The sequence below is a fragment of the Paenibacillus allorhizosphaerae genome (assembly GCF_042659105.1).
Lineage (GTDB): Bacteria > Bacillota > Bacilli > Paenibacillales > NBRC-103111 > Paenibacillus_G > Paenibacillus_G allorhizosphaerae.
On the sequence record NZ_JBHSRV010000001.1, the window covers coordinates 1,269,674 to 1,286,399 of the forward strand.

15 protein-coding genes are annotated in these 16,726 nt (G+C 53.6%); all 15 read right to left on the bottom strand.

Features of this window, described 5'->3' with window-relative positions; genetic code table 11:
- Positions 1-37 precede the first annotated feature (37 nt).
- On the bottom strand, positions 38-898 hold the full coding sequence (gene pgeF, locus ACFQI7_RS05615; protein WP_218097084.1) for a peptidoglycan editing factor PgeF: 861 nt from the start codon (positions 896-898) through the stop codon (positions 38-40).
- 108 nt (positions 899-1,006) lie between these two features.
- Complete coding sequence (locus ACFQI7_RS05620; protein WP_218097083.1) at positions 1,007-1,309, bottom strand: YlmC/YmxH family sporulation protein; 303 nt, start codon at positions 1,307-1,309, stop codon at positions 1,007-1,009.
- 183 nt (positions 1,310-1,492) lie between these two features.
- On the bottom strand, positions 1,493-2,275 hold the full coding sequence (sigG, locus tag ACFQI7_RS05625; RefSeq protein ID WP_218097082.1) for an RNA polymerase sporulation sigma factor SigG: 783 nt from the start codon (positions 2,273-2,275) through the stop codon (positions 1,493-1,495).
- A gap of 172 nt (positions 2,276-2,447) precedes the next feature.
- Entirely contained in the window at positions 2,448-3,170 is a 723-nt protein-coding gene (sigE, locus tag ACFQI7_RS05630; protein WP_218097081.1) for an RNA polymerase sporulation sigma factor SigE, read from the bottom strand.
- Positions 3,171-3,246: 76 nt separating this feature from the next.
- The gene (gene spoIIGA, locus ACFQI7_RS05635) at positions 3,247-4,146 is read right to left on the bottom strand and encodes a sigma-E processing peptidase SpoIIGA (protein WP_218097499.1); all 900 of its coding nucleotides are present in this window, start codon (positions 4,144-4,146) and stop codon (positions 3,247-3,249) included.
- A gap of 278 nt (positions 4,147-4,424) precedes the next feature.
- Complete coding sequence (gene ftsZ, locus ACFQI7_RS05640) at positions 4,425-5,567, bottom strand: cell division protein FtsZ (RefSeq protein WP_218097080.1); 1,143 nt, start codon at positions 5,565-5,567, stop codon at positions 4,425-4,427.
- Between the two features lie 50 nt (positions 5,568-5,617).
- Positions 5,618-6,871 carry a cell division protein FtsA gene (gene ftsA, locus ACFQI7_RS05645; protein WP_218097079.1) on the bottom strand — a complete coding sequence of 418 codons (1,254 nt, stop codon included), beginning with the start codon at positions 6,869-6,871 and terminating at the stop codon, positions 5,618-5,620.
- 189 nt (positions 6,872-7,060) lie between these two features.
- Complete coding sequence (locus ACFQI7_RS05650) at positions 7,061-7,972, bottom strand: cell division protein FtsQ/DivIB (protein WP_218097078.1); 912 nt, start codon at positions 7,970-7,972, stop codon at positions 7,061-7,063.
- A gap of 163 nt (positions 7,973-8,135) precedes the next feature.
- Positions 8,136-9,404, bottom strand: a complete 1,269-nt coding sequence (gene murA / locus ACFQI7_RS05655) for a UDP-N-acetylglucosamine 1-carboxyvinyltransferase (RefSeq protein WP_218097077.1) — start codon at positions 9,402-9,404, stop codon at positions 8,136-8,138.
- 15 nt (positions 9,405-9,419) lie between these two features.
- Positions 9,420-10,325, bottom strand: coding sequence for a UDP-N-acetylmuramate dehydrogenase (gene murB / locus ACFQI7_RS05660; protein ID WP_218097076.1), 906 nt, complete (start codon positions 10,323-10,325; stop codon positions 9,420-9,422).
- A 196-nt stretch (positions 10,326-10,521) separates the two neighbouring features.
- On the bottom strand, positions 10,522-11,595 hold the full coding sequence (locus tag ACFQI7_RS05665; RefSeq protein ID WP_218097075.1) for an undecaprenyldiphospho-muramoylpentapeptide beta-N-acetylglucosaminyltransferase: 1,074 nt from the start codon (positions 11,593-11,595) through the stop codon (positions 10,522-10,524).
- Between the two features lie 7 nt (positions 11,596-11,602).
- Positions 11,603-12,700: a stage V sporulation protein E gene (gene spoVE / locus ACFQI7_RS05670; protein ID WP_218097074.1), complete on the bottom strand. Its 1,098-nt coding sequence runs from the start codon at positions 12,698-12,700 to the stop codon at positions 11,603-11,605.
- A gap of 108 nt (positions 12,701-12,808) precedes the next feature.
- Positions 12,809-14,227, bottom strand: a complete 1,419-nt coding sequence (gene murD / locus ACFQI7_RS05675; RefSeq protein WP_218097073.1) for a UDP-N-acetylmuramoyl-L-alanine--D-glutamate ligase — start codon at positions 14,225-14,227, stop codon at positions 12,809-12,811.
- Positions 14,228-14,229: 2 nt separating this feature from the next.
- On the bottom strand, positions 14,230-15,192 hold the full coding sequence (gene mraY, locus ACFQI7_RS05680; RefSeq protein WP_218097072.1) for a phospho-N-acetylmuramoyl-pentapeptide-transferase: 963 nt from the start codon (positions 15,190-15,192) through the stop codon (positions 14,230-14,232).
- Positions 15,193-15,298: 106 nt separating this feature from the next.
- Positions 15,299-16,726, bottom strand: coding sequence for a UDP-N-acetylmuramoyl-tripeptide--D-alanyl-D-alanine ligase (locus ACFQI7_RS05685; RefSeq protein WP_218097071.1), 1,428 nt, complete (start codon positions 16,724-16,726; stop codon positions 15,299-15,301).

The following is a 16,726-nucleotide window of genomic DNA, read 5'->3' on the forward strand; positions in this document are numbered from 1 at the left end:
TCATACGGCCCGGGGGAGTGATTCTCCCGGCCGTTTCCTACTGTTCCTTGAGCCCGATCCAGGCAGCCATCCGCCCTGTCTTTCCGTTTTCTTTTCGATGTGAAAAAAACAAATCGGTCCGGCAGCTTGTGCATAAACCTGTTATTTCGATATGCGCCGGCAAAATTCCTGCTTTTATCATAATTTGTCGGTTCAATTGTTGCAAGTTCAAGTTATATTTTCCGTCCGTTTTACGCTCGTAGACGGCTGAAGACCCCTCTGTACCGTTCCCGGAACCCGGCAGCTCGGGCAGCAGCTTGTCGACGCGGGAGATAACCGCATCGTCCACTTCATAGCAGCATGCCCCGATGGATGGTCCTACTGCAGCGATCACATCTCGCGGTTTCGTGCCGAAAGCCGCGCTCATCGTCTCCAGCGTCGCTTTGGCGATTTGCAGCACCGTTCCTTTCCAACCGGCATGCGCCAGCCCGACCGCCCGACGAATCGGGTCGTAGAAGAACAGCGGCACGCAATCGGCGAACAGCGCAAACAAGAAGACGCCAGGCTCGCTCGTGACAAATCCGTCCTTCGCCTGCAGCGCCTTTTCGCGCGAATCGTTCCCCGCTCCGCGCAACGCCCGGCTGACGACCTGAATCTCTTTACCGTGCACTTGTTCGGCATACGTCGCGGCTTCAAAAGGAATGTGCAGCGCTCCCGCCAAACGTCTTCTATTGGCAACCACCGCTTCACGATCGTCGCCGACATGAAGACCGCAATTTAAACTGCCGAACGGTTCGGCGCTGACGCCGCCGAGCCGGGTCGTAAATCCGGCTGACAGCTGCGGGTATCGTTCCGTCCATGAAGATAAAGTCAACGTGACGCTGCCGTTCCCGGCCGATTGCTTTGCGAATGGTTCCATGGTTTGCACTCCCCTCCCGGCATATTCCTTTAAGTATACACCAAGCGAAAAAAAAGAGCATCCGCGTTCGTCACCGGCTGCTCTTCGTTGTTCCCGCCCGCCTGTCGCTTAAGCGCGATAAGGCCGGTTGTTGTATTCATAGGACGGGTCGGTTTCATCTTGCGGACGATACGTTCGCAAATCGTCCAGTTTGACAAGGACGACGTCCATTCCGATTTTGACGATATTTTTCCAAGGAATGACCACCTCGGTCGTTCCTCCGAACAGGCCGAAGAAACGGGTTGAATTCGGCACGACGATCGCTTCGATCCGGCCGCCCCGCAGATCAAGCTCCAGATCGCTCACTTGCCCGAGCTTTTTTCCGTCCACGATGTTGATCACGTCTTTGGTTTGAAAATCCGATATTTTCACGCTGCAACCACCACGTATTCTCATGGATTGGGCTTTCCTGTCGGCGCCCTTTTTTATACTATATGTGGGAGCCCAGCAAAATGTCCATGCAGCGGAAGAAACTTTCGCACGATTTAAAAAGACCTGCCCCGCTTCACGCGGTTCAGGCCGTTTTCATCGCACCAGTTGCCCGTTATTCGGGGCTTAATTTTTGACATGCTTTTGCATTTGGGAGATCGCCGACTTCTCCAGCCGGGATACTTGCGCTTGCGAAATGCCGATTTCATCCGCGACTTCCATTTGCGTTTTCCCGTCAAAAAAGCGCATCGATAATATCATTTTCTCCCGGTCGTTCAGCTTGCGCATCGCCTCGCGAAGCGCAATGCCCTCGATCCACGAAACGTCTTTGTTGCGATCGTCGCTGATTTGATCCATCACGTAGATTGGATCGCCGCCGTCATGATAAATCGGCTCGAAGAGCGAGACCGGGTCCTGAATCGCATCGAGTGCGAAGACGACGTCTTCTTTGGGGACGTTCAGCGCTTCGGAAATTTCATAAATTGTCGGTTCGCGCGAGTTCTGGTTCGTCAGTTGATCCCGCACCTGCAGCGCCTTGTAGGCGATATCGCGAAGCGAGCGGGAGACGCGAATCGGATTGTTGTCGCGCAAGTATCGGCGGATTTCTCCGATAATCATCGGTACGGCGTACGTAGAGAACTTTACATTTTGACCTAAATCAAAATTATCTATGGCTTTCATCAGCCCGATACATCCGACTTGAAACAGATCGTCGACAAATTCCCCGCGGTTATTGAACCGCTGAATAACGCTCAGGACGAGCCTGAGGTTGCCGTTGACTAATTTCTCTCTTGCAGATCGCTCATTCTTCGTTTGCAGATCAACGAACAGTTCACGCATTTCCGCATTGGTCAAAACCGGTAGCTTTGCCGTATCGACGCCGCATATTTCGACTTTGTTTCGGGTCACCGTGATTACCTCCCAAGGAGAAACATTACTGTTAATTATCTCCTCGGAACGTTTTTTTATGCGCACCCAGACGGAACGGTTCCGACGCCAAACGACGTCAAAAACGGGCTAAATCCAGTCTGGACAAGCCCGGTTTCGCTTTCATTCGACATAAAAAAAGATTTATTTCCATTCACACCATTTTGTTGAATTCCTTGCGAAGCCGTTTAATGATCCGCTTTTCCAGCCGGGATATGTACGATTGTGAAATACCGAGCATATCGGCGACATCTTTCTGCGTCTTCTCTTCGCCGTCCTGAAGTCCGAATCGCAGCTCCATGATGATCCGCTCCCGCTCGGACAGCTTATCCAGCGCCTTGTGCAGCAGCTTCCGGTCCACCTGTTCCTCGATATTGCGGTAGATCGTATCGTTTTCCGTACCGAGCACATCGGAGAGCAGCAGCTCGTTTCCGTCCCAATCGATATTGAGCGGTTCGTCAAACGAGACTTCCGTGCGGATTTTGCTGTTGCGGCGCAAATACATGAGAATCTCGTTTTCAATGCAGCGCGATGCATAGGTCGCCAGCTTGATCTTTTTCTCCGGGTCAAACGTATTCACCGCTTTAATGAGTCCGATCGCACCGATCGATACGAGATCCTCAATGTTGATTCCGGTATTCTCAAATTTGCGGGCGATATAGACAACCAGACGCAAGTTGCGCTCGATCAAAATTCCGCGGATCGCCGCATCCCCCGACGGAAGCTTCTCCAGCAAATATTCTTCCTCTTCGCGGGTGAGCGGGGGCGGCAGCGCTTCGCTTCCTCCGATGTAATAAATCTCTTCTCCTTTGAGCCCGAGCAGCAGCAAAAGACGGAAATAATAAATTTGCATGATGAGCTTCCATTTCACTAGCATGTTAAGCATCCTCCCGTTCACGAATGAGATTTATGCTGTATCGCCTGTCCGTAAACATTAAGCCGACAGACCCTATTTACAATTGCAGCAATGACGGATGAATAATTGCCTGGTAAGCGTTATCGGAACTAAGCCGGCCGCCGTCGAGCCCGATCAGCACTCTGCTCGATTCGATCTGCTTGCCGTCCGTCGTGATGACGACTCGATCCGGTTTGATCGCCAGCATAAATTGCGTACTCCGGTTCACCCCCCGATAAGGAACCAGCCTCAGCCGGTCCTGCCATATAAAAGGTTCCGTACCGATCGCGGACACAAGCTGATCCACCTCGGAACGGCGTATTTTGTCCATCCATGCTTCCGGGATGTGTTCCCCCCACTGGCCGGCTTCCATTACCATGACCGGCGTTCGCGTCAACGGATCGTACAGCTGATTGCCGGTATCGATCAAGCCGACACAGCTCGAAGCGAAGGCGTCGATATGCACGTCCACTTTTGCCGTAAAAGCCGACAACTCCTGCTTGCGCTTCAGCCCGGATATGACCTGTCGGTATACCCACACCGCAAAAGGGATGGAGAATACTAGCATCGGCAGCGTCACCTTCATATTCCGGCTGAACAATATGCCGCTTACGACTTCACCGGACGTCTGCCAAAAATAGGCAATGCTCAAGACGCTGCCGGCCGCAATGAAATTAATGAGGTAAAACACGCCTAAATTCCGTATAAAATGCTGCAGTCCTCCGTAACCGAACGCCATCAATAGCATGAGCAACGAAAGCAAAAATTTGACGGCAAACGTGTACAAAAAGGACAGCGGCGGAAAAAAAAGAAATACGGCGTAGCTGCCGCCGAGAATAGCGGATAAAGCAAGCCGCCAGTAGCGATAACGGATTTTTCGCGACCAGGCGGTCGTCCACAGCAGCATCCCGTCGATCAGCACGTTGAACAGGAAAATGATATCGATATAGACGATCATTTTCCGTTCCACCCGCCTCTCTTAAGTCGCTCGGCTTGAATGAGACAAGTATAAAGCAATTATATTCCAAAGTCTGTCTAAACTTGCCGATTGCAAGAGACTTTTTTTGTCGGATGGGGGAGGTGGGGGACACGTAAACTCTCCGGCGCATGCCCTGCTCTCCGCACTCTGGCGGATCAAAAAAAAAATTTCCTCCCACCGGTGAGAGTGGGTAGAAAAGGAAAAAGCCGCCTCCCTTGAGATAAAGGAGACGGCTTTGCCTTATGAACGTATTCGTATTACTTGTCGAAACCGTTGCGGTTGCGATTGCGCAAGAACGCCGGAATGTCGAGCTGATCATTCGCGTTTTGTCCGCCGAAAGGACGGAGACTGTTCAATCGCGAGTCGGACGAATCGTTCTGCGGGTGCGTAGCATTCGCAGGAGCGCCGGTGCCTCCTGGCTTGCGCATACTCGGTTGCGGTGCCGCTTTATATTCGAAGCCCGTAGCAATGACGGTTACTTGGATCTCGTCTTTCAGCGTTTCATCAATGACCGCACCGAAGATCATATTCACTTCGAGATCGCAAGCGGATGCTACGATGTCAGCCGCTTCGTTCACTTCATATAGCGACAGGTTAATACCGCCTGTAATGTTCATCAATACGCCGCGCGCCCCGTCGATGGACGTCTCTAACAGCGGGGACGAAATCGCTTTTTTGGCAGCCTCGGCCGCACGATTCTCTCCGGTAGCGATACCGATACCCATCAGTGCCGATCCGCGCTCGGTCATGATCGTCTTGACGTCCGCGAAGTCGAGGTTAATCAGACCCGGTACGGCAATAAGGTCGGAAATGCCTTGAACGCCTTGACGCAGCACGTTATCCGCTTCGCGGAACGCTTCCAGCATCGGCGTTTTCTTGTCGACGATTTCCAGTAATCGGTCGTTAGGAATAACGATCAGCGTGTCCACTTTTTCCTTGAGCGCCGCAATCCCCTGTTCGGCCTGCATTTGACGCTTGCGGCCTTCGAACGTAAACGGACGGGTTACAACCCCAACCGTCAATGCGCCGCATTCTTTGGCGATTTCCGCGATGACCGGGGCAGCTCCCGTTCCCGTACCACCGCCCATGCCGGCCGTAACGAAAACCATATCGGAGCCTTTGAGTGTGTTCACAATAAGGTCGCGGGATTCTTCCGCCGCTTTCTTGCCTACCTCCGGATTGGCTCCGGCACCGAGACCGCGCGTCATTTTGTCGCCGATCTGCAGCTTAAGCTCCGACTTGGCGTAATGCAGCGCTTGGGCGTCGGTGTTCACCGTGATGAACTCCACGCCTTTCACGCCATTATCGATCATCCGGTTGACTGCATTGCTTCCGCCCCCGCCAACGCCGATGACTTTTATTCTCGCTAAATGGTCCATGTCCATATCGATTTCAAACATTTGAGCGTCTTCCCCCTCATTCGGCTATGCCTAAAGCAGCCTGACTGTTCTTAAATGAATTCGCTTAACCAATTTTTGAATCGTTCCATAGCCGAGGGCTTTTGCTCTTGACTGAAGGACGCCTTTTTGTTCACAGGGCTTGCCGTTTTCTTCACGGAAGATCCACTCTTGGAGCTGCGCAAATATTTCGAAGCATATTGAATGATACCTACGCCGCCTGTAAAAGCGGGATCTCGCACACCAATATAATCCGGTACCGCGATGCGTACGGACGAGGCCAGCTCCGCTTGCGCGATGGCGAGCATGCCCGGCATCGAAACGGTTCCGCCGGTCAGCACGTAGCCGCCAGGCAGTTCCGTAAAGCCTAGACGCTGCACTTCGAGCCGAATCAAGTGAAATATTTCCTGAACCCGGGGTTCGACAATATTTGCCAGATCGACCTGGGAAAACTCCTTGTCGACATTGCTGCCGATCCGGTTCACTTTGAACACCTGATCAGCGGCTGCATGCTCGACGATAGCACAGCCGAACTTGAGCTTGATCTTCTCGGCCACGTCGGCTTGCGTCCTTAAGCCGTATGCAATGTCGTTCGTAATGTACTCTCCCCCGATCGGAAGGGTTGTGGTGGCTACCATATTATTTTCGTCAAAAACGGCAATCGTCGTGGCGCCTGCGCCGATATCCACCAACACGGTACCGATTGCCTTCTCGTCTTTGGACAAGGCAAGGTGACCCGAAGCCAGCGACATTAAAATAAGGCCGGCTACCTTCAGTCCCGATTTCTCCACCACACGCAGCAAATTATGTATCGCCGTCTTCGTACCTGTGACGATGGTGGCTTCCACTTCAAGTCTTACCCCGATCATGCTTCTCGGATCGTGAATTTGATCCGTTCCGTCTACCACATACTGATTCGGTACAACTCCGATAATTTCCCGTTCTGGTGCTAATGGAATCACTTTGGCCGCTTGTATGACACGCTCAATGTCGTCGTCCCCGATCTCCCGGTCTTCGTTCGAGACGGCGACAACGCCATGGCTAGACTGCAGTGCGATATGATTGCCGGAAATACCAACGTATACTTCGGCAATTTGAATACCTACCATTCTTTCCGCGTGATCGATCGCGCTTCGGATGGACTGCACCGTTTGATCGATATCCACAATGGCTCCCTTGCGAATTCCCTGGGAGTCGGCAGATCCAACTCCAATTATATTAATGGCGCCGTTTACGACTTCCCCAATAATAGCACGAACTTTGGATGTACCGATGTCCAAACTAACAATGATGTCATTGCTGCTCAACCCGTGGCACCTCCTGTAACAAGTGTAATATATGAGCCTTGGTCAGCAAACCTCCTGTATTAATTCCACACAGCTCACGAATTCCCTTTTTTTTTTATAAACTTTTTGATGGCAATTCATAGAGAATCTCCAAATATCCCATAATTTCAATTCTATCATTTATTTGGATAATTGAGTAGAGGGGTTCTTTTAATTTTGAGACGTTTCTTTTGACGGCGGCTTCGCGTCTTTCCCGCTATTCGCGGCGGAAGACGCATTGTTCTGAACAGACGTTTGGGATGTTTTGGCAGAATCTTTGTTTGACGCCGGAGGAGCGGCCGCGCCGCCGTCACTTGCCCCCGTTTTGGCAGGCGGTTCCGCGTCGAACGGAATGTGAGAATCCGCTTCGAGCAACTTGATAATGCCGCTGGTAATCTTGTTCTCTCTTAAAGAAGCGATGTAAGAATCGAGATATTTGATTTTCTCGGGCAGCTTTCCGATCGTAGTTTGCACCTCGAACGAAGATCTCGTGTACATTTTGATCCTGTCTGGAAACGAATCGCTGGGGAACGGCTTGATTTCGGAAATATCGGAAAAATACGATGAAGGCACTTTCGACATAGCCAGACAAAGTTTCGTTTTCAGCGGATCATCATTCGCCCAACCGGATAAAATCGGCATATCGAGCGCAACACCCTGCACTTTGACTGGAACGATGCTGGCATCGGCGAGCAAAGCTTCCACTTGACCGCCGTCGCTGATTTGGTAGGCGACTTTCGCATATTCTTTGACTTCGATTACGATTTTTCCCGGAAAATGCTTCGATGCATCGACGGATTCGACCATGCGCAGCGCCTTAACCTGATCTTCGATCCGGCTGGTGGAGACGGAAAAAAAATGGTCTCCCGGCTTGACTGCGGCGGCTTGTCCGATTTCGTCCGGCGATACGAGTTCCTGACCCTGGATCTCGATCACCGTGATTTTGCTCAAAGACGATTGAAAAAACAATACCAGCAGCAAGGTAATGAAAAACACAAACAGGAAAAGAAGCAGCTTCTTGCTGCTGCGTCCTCGTCTTTTCGGGCTTGGATTTTTAATGACCGGTAACCGTTCCGCTGGCATGGATTGTCCTCCTGAAATATAGGGCACGGCATTCCGGTACCCAAAAATATGTAAACCGCTTAGTATCCCTTTCCGGACAACCGACTGCGGTATTTGCGCAGTAACGGTTGCAACGTGGAAAAGGGATATTTCAGCGGCAGCTAGCATAAGGATAAATGAGTGCTTATTCCGTCTTTACCGGGGAAGTTCGCTGAATTGCGGCTCCAAGTCGTCCGAGCATCCGCTCGATCTGCTCGTAACCCCGGTCAATATGATGAATTTGTTCGATCACCGTCGTGCCTTGCGCTGCCAGACCGGCAATCACGAGCGCGGCTCCCGCCCGCAAATCGGTAGCTTCCACTGTAGCGCCGTACAGCCTCGGCACGCCTCGTATAAACGCCGAGTTCAAATCGACCCGAATATCCGCGCCCATTCGCGAAAGTTCATCCACATGTCTGAATCTGCCTTCAAATACCGTTTCTTTTACAACGCTGAGTCCGTCAGCCAAACTGAACAGCACCATAATCTGCGATTGCAAATCCGTCGGAAACGACGGGTACGGCGAGGTAACGATCCGCTCGATTGACTTCGGCCTCGCCAAGGCGCATACGTTCATTATATCACCGTGAATCGTAATTTGAACACCCGCCCTTTTCAAGACGTGAATCGCCGAGGTCAGGTGTGCAGGAGATATTTGTTCCAGCGTAACGTTGCCTCTTGTGACCGCAGTGGCAATCATCAGCGTGCCAGCGACGATCCGGTCGGGTATAATCCGATAAGTACAAGGGGTTAACTCGGAAACGCCTTCGATTGTAATCGTATCCGTTCCCGCCCCGATTATTTTGGCGCCCATCGTATTCAGAAAATTTTGCAAATCCTGAATTTCCGGCTCCCGGGCCGCACCCGTGATCGTTGTCATGCCTTTGGCCATGACCGCCGCCATCATAATATTTTCCGTAGCGCCTACACTCGGATAGTCGAGCATGATTTCGGCGCCTCGAAGCTCTTCCGCCGTACATACGACTTTATTGCCGGTTTCTTCAATGACTGCGCCCATCGCCGCAAGACCTTGAAGATGCAAGTCGATCTTTCTTTCGCCGATTGCGCATCCGCCCGGTTGATACAGCTCTACCCGACCCAGACGGCTAAGCAGCGGACCCATCAGGAAGATCGACGAGCGCATCTGGCTCATCAAGCTTTCAGGAATATGGAATTCATGTACTCCTGTCGTGTTTACGGTTACTGTATCGCCTGTGTGCCCGGCTTCACAGCCCAGTGCACGCAGAATATCCAGCATGACATGGATGTCGGAAAGATTCGGCACGTTCTGAATCTTTACTGTACCTTCCGCCATAATGCTTGCCGCCATAATGGGCAGCGCGGCATTTTTAGCGCCGTGAATCCTGATGGTTCCCGTAAGAGGTCTCCCACCTTCGATCACCAACTTTTCCAAAGTCCCACCTCCGATTTACCGCTCACCCACCGCCATTACTTCCGGAACAAGTCGCACTCCGTACTTCTGGTTCACGGTGTCCTGCACTTGTTCGATCAAGGCGAGCACATCCTGAGCTGTAGCCTGCCCGGTGTTGATAATAAAGTTGGCATGCATCGGCGAGACGACCGCACCGCCTACCCTTAACCCCTTCAAACCGGCGTCTTCGATCAACTTGGCGGAGAAATGCCCTTCCGGGTTGCGGAAGACGCTTCCCGCGCAAGCCAGCGTCAGCGGTTGCGTCTGCAGCCTTCGCTCCTTGAACGCGTTGAGCGACGCTACGATTTCCTTGCGGTCGCCGCGTTTCAGCTGGAACACCGCTTCCGTCACAATCCCAGGTTCGGAATGCAACATCGAATGTCGGTAGGCATAAGCGAAGTCATCTTTCTGCAGCGTAACCAACTCTCCTGTCGGCAGCAGCACTTCAGCTCGCGATAGAATGCGTGACACATCGGACCCGTGCGCCCCGGCGTTCATATAAACGGCGCCTCCCACTGTTCCCGGAATACCTCCGCCGAACTCCAACCCGGCCAAACCTTCGCGTGCGACCATCTGGCATAAGACGATGAACGAAACGGCGCCGCCGGCGTAAACCCGCTCCCCCTCGATGCGCACCTTCTCCAGCGCTTCCCCCAGCTTGATCACAACGCCGCGTACGCCTTTGTCGGAAACGAGCAGATTCGAGCCTCTGCCGAGCACGAACCAAGGCGTCTGATGCGCATGAAGAAGCTTTACCGCTTGAATGAGCTGTTCTTTCGACTGCGGCACAAGCAGAATATCGGCCGGACCGCCGATTTTCCATGTCGTGTAGGGGGCGAGCGGTTCGTTCAATCGAACGTCACCGTAGGAGCCGCTCAAAAGCTCAAGTTTGACCTGTTGCATGGGAATCCTCCTTTACAGAACAGCCGGGGCGCCGATTTGCGATATGGCCTCGAAAATCGGGAGCAGCAGCCGATGAACGCGCATTCTCTTTCGTTCTCTCGCGCTGGCGGCTCGCTGCTTCGCCGGGCGTCTGTCACGGTTATAGTGTAGTTTATGTGAAATCGGAAATAGTGTGACAATCGCCTATTCATTTTCCTCAATTGCCGGGCCGCCGGTACTTTTCGATCAGCTGTACGATCGTATCCGTACCGCTAGCGAACGGACTGGACGCCATTCGCTCCCTCAGTTGCGAGCGGTGTTCATGCACCTCGATCAGCCGCTGCAGCAGCATTTCAGGGCTCAAGTCTTCTTCATACAGAACGCGGGCGTACCCCATCCTTTCGAACGACTCCGCATTCAAAATTTGATCTCCCCGGCTGGCCTGCCGGGTAAGCGGGATCAGCAGCATCGGCTTGCGCAATGCCAAAAACTCAAAGATCGATGTGGAGCCTGCCCGCGAAACAACAAGGTCGGCACAGGCGAGTAGATCGGGGAGCTCATCCTTGACGTACTCGAACTGGCGGTAGCCTCTCACTTGCGACAATGAGGAATCCAGGTGTCCCTTGCCGCAAATATGAATGATTTGAAAATGCTGCAGCAGCGTGTCTAGCGATCCCCGGATCGCTTCATTGATGCGCTGCGCTCCGAGGCTTCCGCCCATAATGAAAAGTACCGGCTTCTGCGAATGAAAATCGCAAAGCGACAAGCCGCGCAGCGGCTTTCCCTGCAGCATCGTTTCACGAATCGGCAGCCCCGTGCATTCCGCCTTGTCGCTGCGCACGAACTTCATCGTCTCCGGGAACGTTACGCAAATCCGGGAAACGAAAGGCATCGAGATTTTGTTCGCAAGCCCGGGCGTCAGGTCGGATTCATGCGATATGACCGGAATGCCGTTCAACCGGCTGGCCAAAATGACCGGGACAGCAACAAAGCCCCCCTTCGAGAAGACGATGTGGGGCTTGATTCGGCGGAGCAGTCTGTGAGCTTCGGCAACGCCCTTCAGCACTTTGAACGGGTCTTTGAAATTTTTCAAATCAAAGTATCTTCGCAATTTGCCCGATGAGATGTGATGAAACGGGATGCCTTCGTGACTGATAATTTCTTGTTCGATTCCGTCGCGGGAACCGATGTATTCCATATCCCAGCCGTGGGAACGAAGCCGTGCCATGAGCGCCAAATTCGGCGTCACGTGCCCGGCCGTACCTCCGCCGGTAAAGACGATTTTTTTCATAAGGACATCACCTCGAATAACGGGAAATATTAAGCAGCACGCCGATAGAAGTCAACATCAAGGTGAGCGAGGAGCCTCCGGCGCTGATGAGAGGAAGCGTGATGCCTGTGACCGGAAACATACCGATGACGACGCCGATATTAATAATGACCTGGACGGCAATCATCCCGACGATCCCTGTGGCAAGCAGGCTTCCGAACGTGTCGGGTGCCGTAATGGCCGTCCGCATGCCGCGCCACAGCAGCAGGGTGAATAGGATCAGAACAAATGTTCCACCGATAAAACCAAGCTCTTCCGCGATAATGGAAAATATAAAATCCGTCTGCGGTTCGGGAAGATAGCTGTACTTTTGGCGGCTCATGCCAAGCCCGAGTCCGACGAGTCCGCCCGGGCCGATCGCGTACAGCGACTGAATCGCCTGATAGCCGGCGCCAAGCGGGTCTTGCCACGGGTCGAGAAAGGCCGTAATCCGCTTGAGCCGATACGGAGCCGCGATGATCAGGCCGACGAAGCCCACAAGGCCTACAAGGCCAAGGTATGACAAGTGCAGGAGCCGTGCGCCTGCGGTATAAATGATCAGCAGGGAAGCCCCGACAAGCACGGCTCCGGTGCCGAGATCGGGCTGAAGCATAATGAGTCCGAAAGCCAGTCCGACGAGGCCAAGCGGCGGGAGCAGTCCCTGTTTGAACAAGGTGATCGTGCCCTGCTGTTCGGACAGCCATTTGGACAGAAAAATGATCATGCCCATCTTCATAAATTCCGAAGGTTGAATACCGAAAGCGCCGATGCCAAGCCAGCTTCGGGCGCCTCCGCGCACGACGCCGATGCCCGGAATGAGCACCGCCACGAGCAGCACGAGGCAGACGAGCAGGGCGAGCTTGGCGTATTTTTTCCAAACCCAATAATCTACGTTCATTGTAAACAGCATCGCCACGACGCCCAATACGGCAAATAACGCTTGACGCTTCAAGTAATAGAAGGAATCTCCGAACTCGCGAAATGCAAGTACGGCGCTCGCGCTGTATACCATCACAATTCCGATCACGAGCAGCATCATCGTGGAACCTAACAACAACATATCCGGAGTCGATCGCGCTTTAACCATACCGCCCACACCTCTAACCTTAGACTTAAGGCAGGCATCAGCCGTCACCGCTGCCGTCAGCGGGCATTCAATACCGCTGCCGGGCGGGTAGGCTTGTATACCCCCCTCTTAAAGGTTATGCACGGACTGCCTAAACATTCTTCCCCTTTCCTCATAGGAAGGAAACATGTCCCAGCTGGCGCACGCCGGCGATAAAAGTACGACGTTGCCCGGTTTCGCCATGGCCAGAGCCGCTCTTACCGCTTCGTCAACCGTATCCTGCACATTGTTAGCAGTATCGACCGTTTTCACTTGACTCAATCCTGCAAGGCGCGCAACCCGGGCGATTTTTTCCTTCGTCTCGCCGAACGCAACCAGACCTTTCACCTGACGCTGAAATACGGGAAGCAAATCCATATAATCGGAGCCGCGATCCAGTCCTCCCGCAATCAAAATGATGTCCTGCTTGAACGCCTCGATCGTCTTGACCGTGGCCGTAGGATTGGTCGCCTTGGAATTGTTGTAAAAGTGAACGCCGTTATGCTCGGCCACGGATTCGAGCCGATGTTCCACGCCGCGGAACGATCTCAGCACTTCAGCGATCGTATGTAAAGGAACGCCGGCCGTGTAAGCCATCGCGCTTGCCGCGAGCGCATTCTCCATATTGAACGTGCCGGGAATGCCCAGTTCGCCAGCCGGCATAATCGGACTCACTTGTCCTTGCGCATCGCGGTACACCAGCATTCTAGCGATATCGTCCTGTTCGTCTGCAAGCGGCGGCTGCACATAAAAACCGTAGTCCAGCACCGACTTCGTAGAAAACGGCAAAACGGAGGCGTTCACCTTTTGCGCGATATCTCTGCAAATCGGGGCGTCCCAGTTCAATACGGCCGTGTCGCTCTTCGTCTGATTCGCAAACAACTTCACTTTGGAATCGATATAATCTTCCATCGTATCGTGGTAATCGAGATGCGTTTCGTAGACGTTGAGCAAACAGCCGATCCGCGGACGAAACGCGCTCGTTCCTTTCAACTGGAAGCTGCTCAGCTCCACGACCATCCGGTTGTCGCTTGTTGCGGTCAGCGCCGCTTCCGTTAGCGCCCGGCCGATATTGCCGGCCACGATCGGTTTCAGTCCCCCCGCTTCCAGCATGAGACCCGTCCACGTCGTCGTCGTTGTTTTGCCGTTCGAGCCGGTGATGCCGATGATCGGAGCCTCGCAAATGTGATACGCCACTTCCACTTCCGTTACGATTTCGATATTCAAGTGCATTGCGCGCTGAATCGGCTCGATGGTATACGGGATGCCCGGATTTTTCACGACAAGGGCAATGCCCTCATGAATGAGCCCCGCCGGATGACTGCCGCAAACAACAGAAATACCCAGAGCCGAAAGTTCGTCGGCCTCAGGGCATAATTGGCGTTCCTTCTTATCGTTAACCGTTACAAACGCACCCGCGTCATGAAAAAGTTTGGCCACAGCGACGCCGCTGCGGGCGAGGCCCAGGATGACGACCTGACGGCCCCGGTATGCATTTGGATGTTCCATGCTTACAACACCTCATTAATATATAATCCGATTCCCGCGAGTATCAAACCTGCGGTCCAGAACGTGATGACGACGCGCCATTCCGACCAGCCGACCAGTTCGAAGTGATGATGAATCGGGCTCATTTTGAACACCCGCTTGCCTCTTGTTTTGAAGGAGACAACCTGGATGATGACCGACAAAATTTCCACGACGAATACGCCGCCGATCAGGGCCAGCAATATTTCCGATTTCGTTAACATCGCGACAACCGCAAGACCTCCGCCAATGCCGAGCGACCCTGTATCGCCCATGAACACTTTGGCCGGATGCGCATTGAACACGAGAAATCCGAGCACGGCACCAACCATCGCTGCCGAGAATATCGCAATATTCGGCTGTGAGTTGTTCAGGGCAATGACCGCGTACGCTCCGAACGCAATCGCGCTTGTGCCGGCGAGAAGTCCGTCGAGACCGTCCGTAAAGTTCACGGCGTTGGAAGTGCCCATCATCAGCAAAACGACAAACGGGAAGTACAGCCAGCTCAAATCAAACGAAAAGCCGACGTACGGAATTCGAATGTCCGTGCTGTGATCCATTTGCACGAGCAGCACGCAGACGATAACGGATACGATCAACTGGCCGAGCAGCTTTTGCTTCGCGGTCAGCCCGAGGGAACGTTTAAATAAAATTTTGATATAATCGTCCAAAAAGCCGATAAACCCGTAACCGAGCGACGCGACGAGCAGCGTCATCGTCTCGAGGTTCTTCTCCCCGAAGCGGAGCACCGCAAGCGCGAGCGCCAGCATGATGATGATTCCGCCCATAGTCGGCGTACCGGCCTTTTTCAAATGGCCTTGCGGTCCGTCGGTGCGAATCTGCTGACCGAACTTCAGACGGCGCAGCAGCGGAATAAATAGCGGTCCCATAATGACCGCGAGTAAAAAGGCCACGCCAAGCGTAAGCATAACAATTTTAAAATCCACGGATGATCCCCCCTATTGCGTAAGAAAACCTGTATCGAAGCCATTCAAGGATGAACGACCGCGACTTCATGGCAGGTTTTCTTGGTTCAGAATTTCGCAGTTCATTTTACTTCTCCGGTGAACTTAAAAATTCCGAATCGTTCAAAAAGGCCGCAACCTGCTCCATCTTCATTCCGCGGGAACCCTTGATAAGAACGAGGTCCTGCGCTGCGGTCCGGGATGCCAATGCCCGTGCAAGCTCTTCTTTATCCGTAAAATGCAGCACCCGGTCGTGCGCAAAACGCGACCTGGCGCCTTCCGCCATGTAACTTGCAAGCGGACCGTAAAAGTAAACCGCGTCCACCTCTGCAGGATCGAGCAACGCCCCGACGGCACGGTGAAAATCAGCCTCTTGTTCGCCAAGTTCCAGCATGTCGCCGAGTACGGCGAACTTGCTTCGGTAACCTTTCAATTCGTGTAGCAGGTCAATCGCCGCTTTCATGGAGGCCGGACTTGCATTATAGGCGTCGTTCAGCAGCGTAAGACCGTTCGGCAAGCGCATCACTTCGATTCGCATGCCGGTCATGACCGCATCCTGCAGTCCTGCGGCAATTTGCTGCGAGCTTAACCCGAAATGCCGGCCGACGGCGATCGCAGCGAGCGCATTGACCGCATTGTGTCCTCCGAGCGCCGGTATGCGGTACTGCGTCTGCGAATCGACGTTCACTTTGAAACGGGTTCCGCCGGCATCCGCCGCGACCTCGAGCAGGTACAAATCGTTGTCGCCGCCTTTCCCGAACCGGGTGACGGAATATGCTCCGTTCTGCATGCGTCCCGCTTCCGCCAACTCCGGAAGCACTTCCGGAATCAGCGGCTCGTCGCCGTTATATACTAGCAAACCGCCTGCCTGCAGCCCCGCCAAAATTTCGGTTTTGGCCCGTGCGATTTCTTTGCGCGAGCCGAGCTGAAGCAGGTGCGCTTCCCCGATATTCGTAATGACCGCAACTTCCGGTTCGGCCAGCCGGGACAAGAGATCGATCTCCCAACGCCCGCTCATGCCCATTTCGAGTACGGCCAGCTCCGTGTCAGGCGACATCTGAAGCAGCGTTATCGGCAAGCCGATATGATTGTTGTAATTTCCCTCCGTCTTATGCACTTCGAATGCGGTGGACAAAACCGCCGCCGTCATATCTTTGACCGTCGTCTTTCCGTTGCTGCCCGTAATGCCAACGATGCGAACAGGGAGCTCCCTGCGGTACGCTTTGGCAAGCCGCTGCAGCGCAGCAAGCGTATCGTCCACAATGACCAGCGGCGCGCCGACAGGAGGCGCAGCATGGTCGATCTGCCACAAAGCGGCGGCTGCGCCCTGTGCCATCGCCGCATCGACAAAGTCGTGACCGTCGAACGACTCGCCGATCAATGGCACATAAAGATTGCCTTCGCGGAGCGATCGCGTATCTTTGGACACTCCGCGGATCGTCAGGTCCGCGGGTGCGCCTTCCGCCAACCTGCCCCCAGCCATAGCGGCAATTTCCGCCAACGTCTTATTGATCAC

Excerpts from the sequence above, each read along its gene's own strand:
- sigE (WP_218097081.1), bottom strand. The coding sequence starts at position 3,170 with ATGCTAGTGAAATGGAAGCTCATCATGCAAATTTATTATTTCCGTCTT.
- murB (WP_218097076.1), bottom strand. The coding sequence starts at position 10,325 with ATGCAACAGGTCAAACTTGAGCTTTTGAGCGGCTCCTACGGTGACGTT.
- ACFQI7_RS05650 (WP_218097078.1), bottom strand. The coding sequence starts at position 7,972 with ATGCCAGCGGAACGGTTACCGGTCATTAAAAATCCAAGCCCGAAAAGA.
- pgeF (WP_218097084.1), bottom strand. The coding sequence starts at position 898 with ATGGAACCATTCGCAAAGCAATCGGCCGGGAACGGCAGCGTCACGTTG.
- spoVE (WP_218097074.1), bottom strand. The coding sequence starts at position 12,700 with ATGGTTAAAGCGCGATCGACTCCGGATATGTTGTTGTTAGGTTCCACG.
- ACFQI7_RS05665 (WP_218097075.1), bottom strand. The coding sequence starts at position 11,595 with ATGAAAAAAATCGTCTTTACCGGCGGAGGTACGGCCGGGCACGTGACG.
- ftsZ (WP_218097080.1), bottom strand. The coding sequence starts at position 5,567 with ATGTTTGAAATCGATATGGACATGGACCATTTAGCGAGAATAAAAGTC.
- spoIIGA (WP_218097499.1), bottom strand. The coding sequence starts at position 4,146 with ATGATCGTCTATATCGATATCATTTTCCTGTTCAACGTGCTGATCGAC.
- murD (WP_218097073.1), bottom strand. The coding sequence starts at position 14,227 with ATGGAACATCCAAATGCATACCGGGGCCGTCAGGTCGTCATCCTGGGC.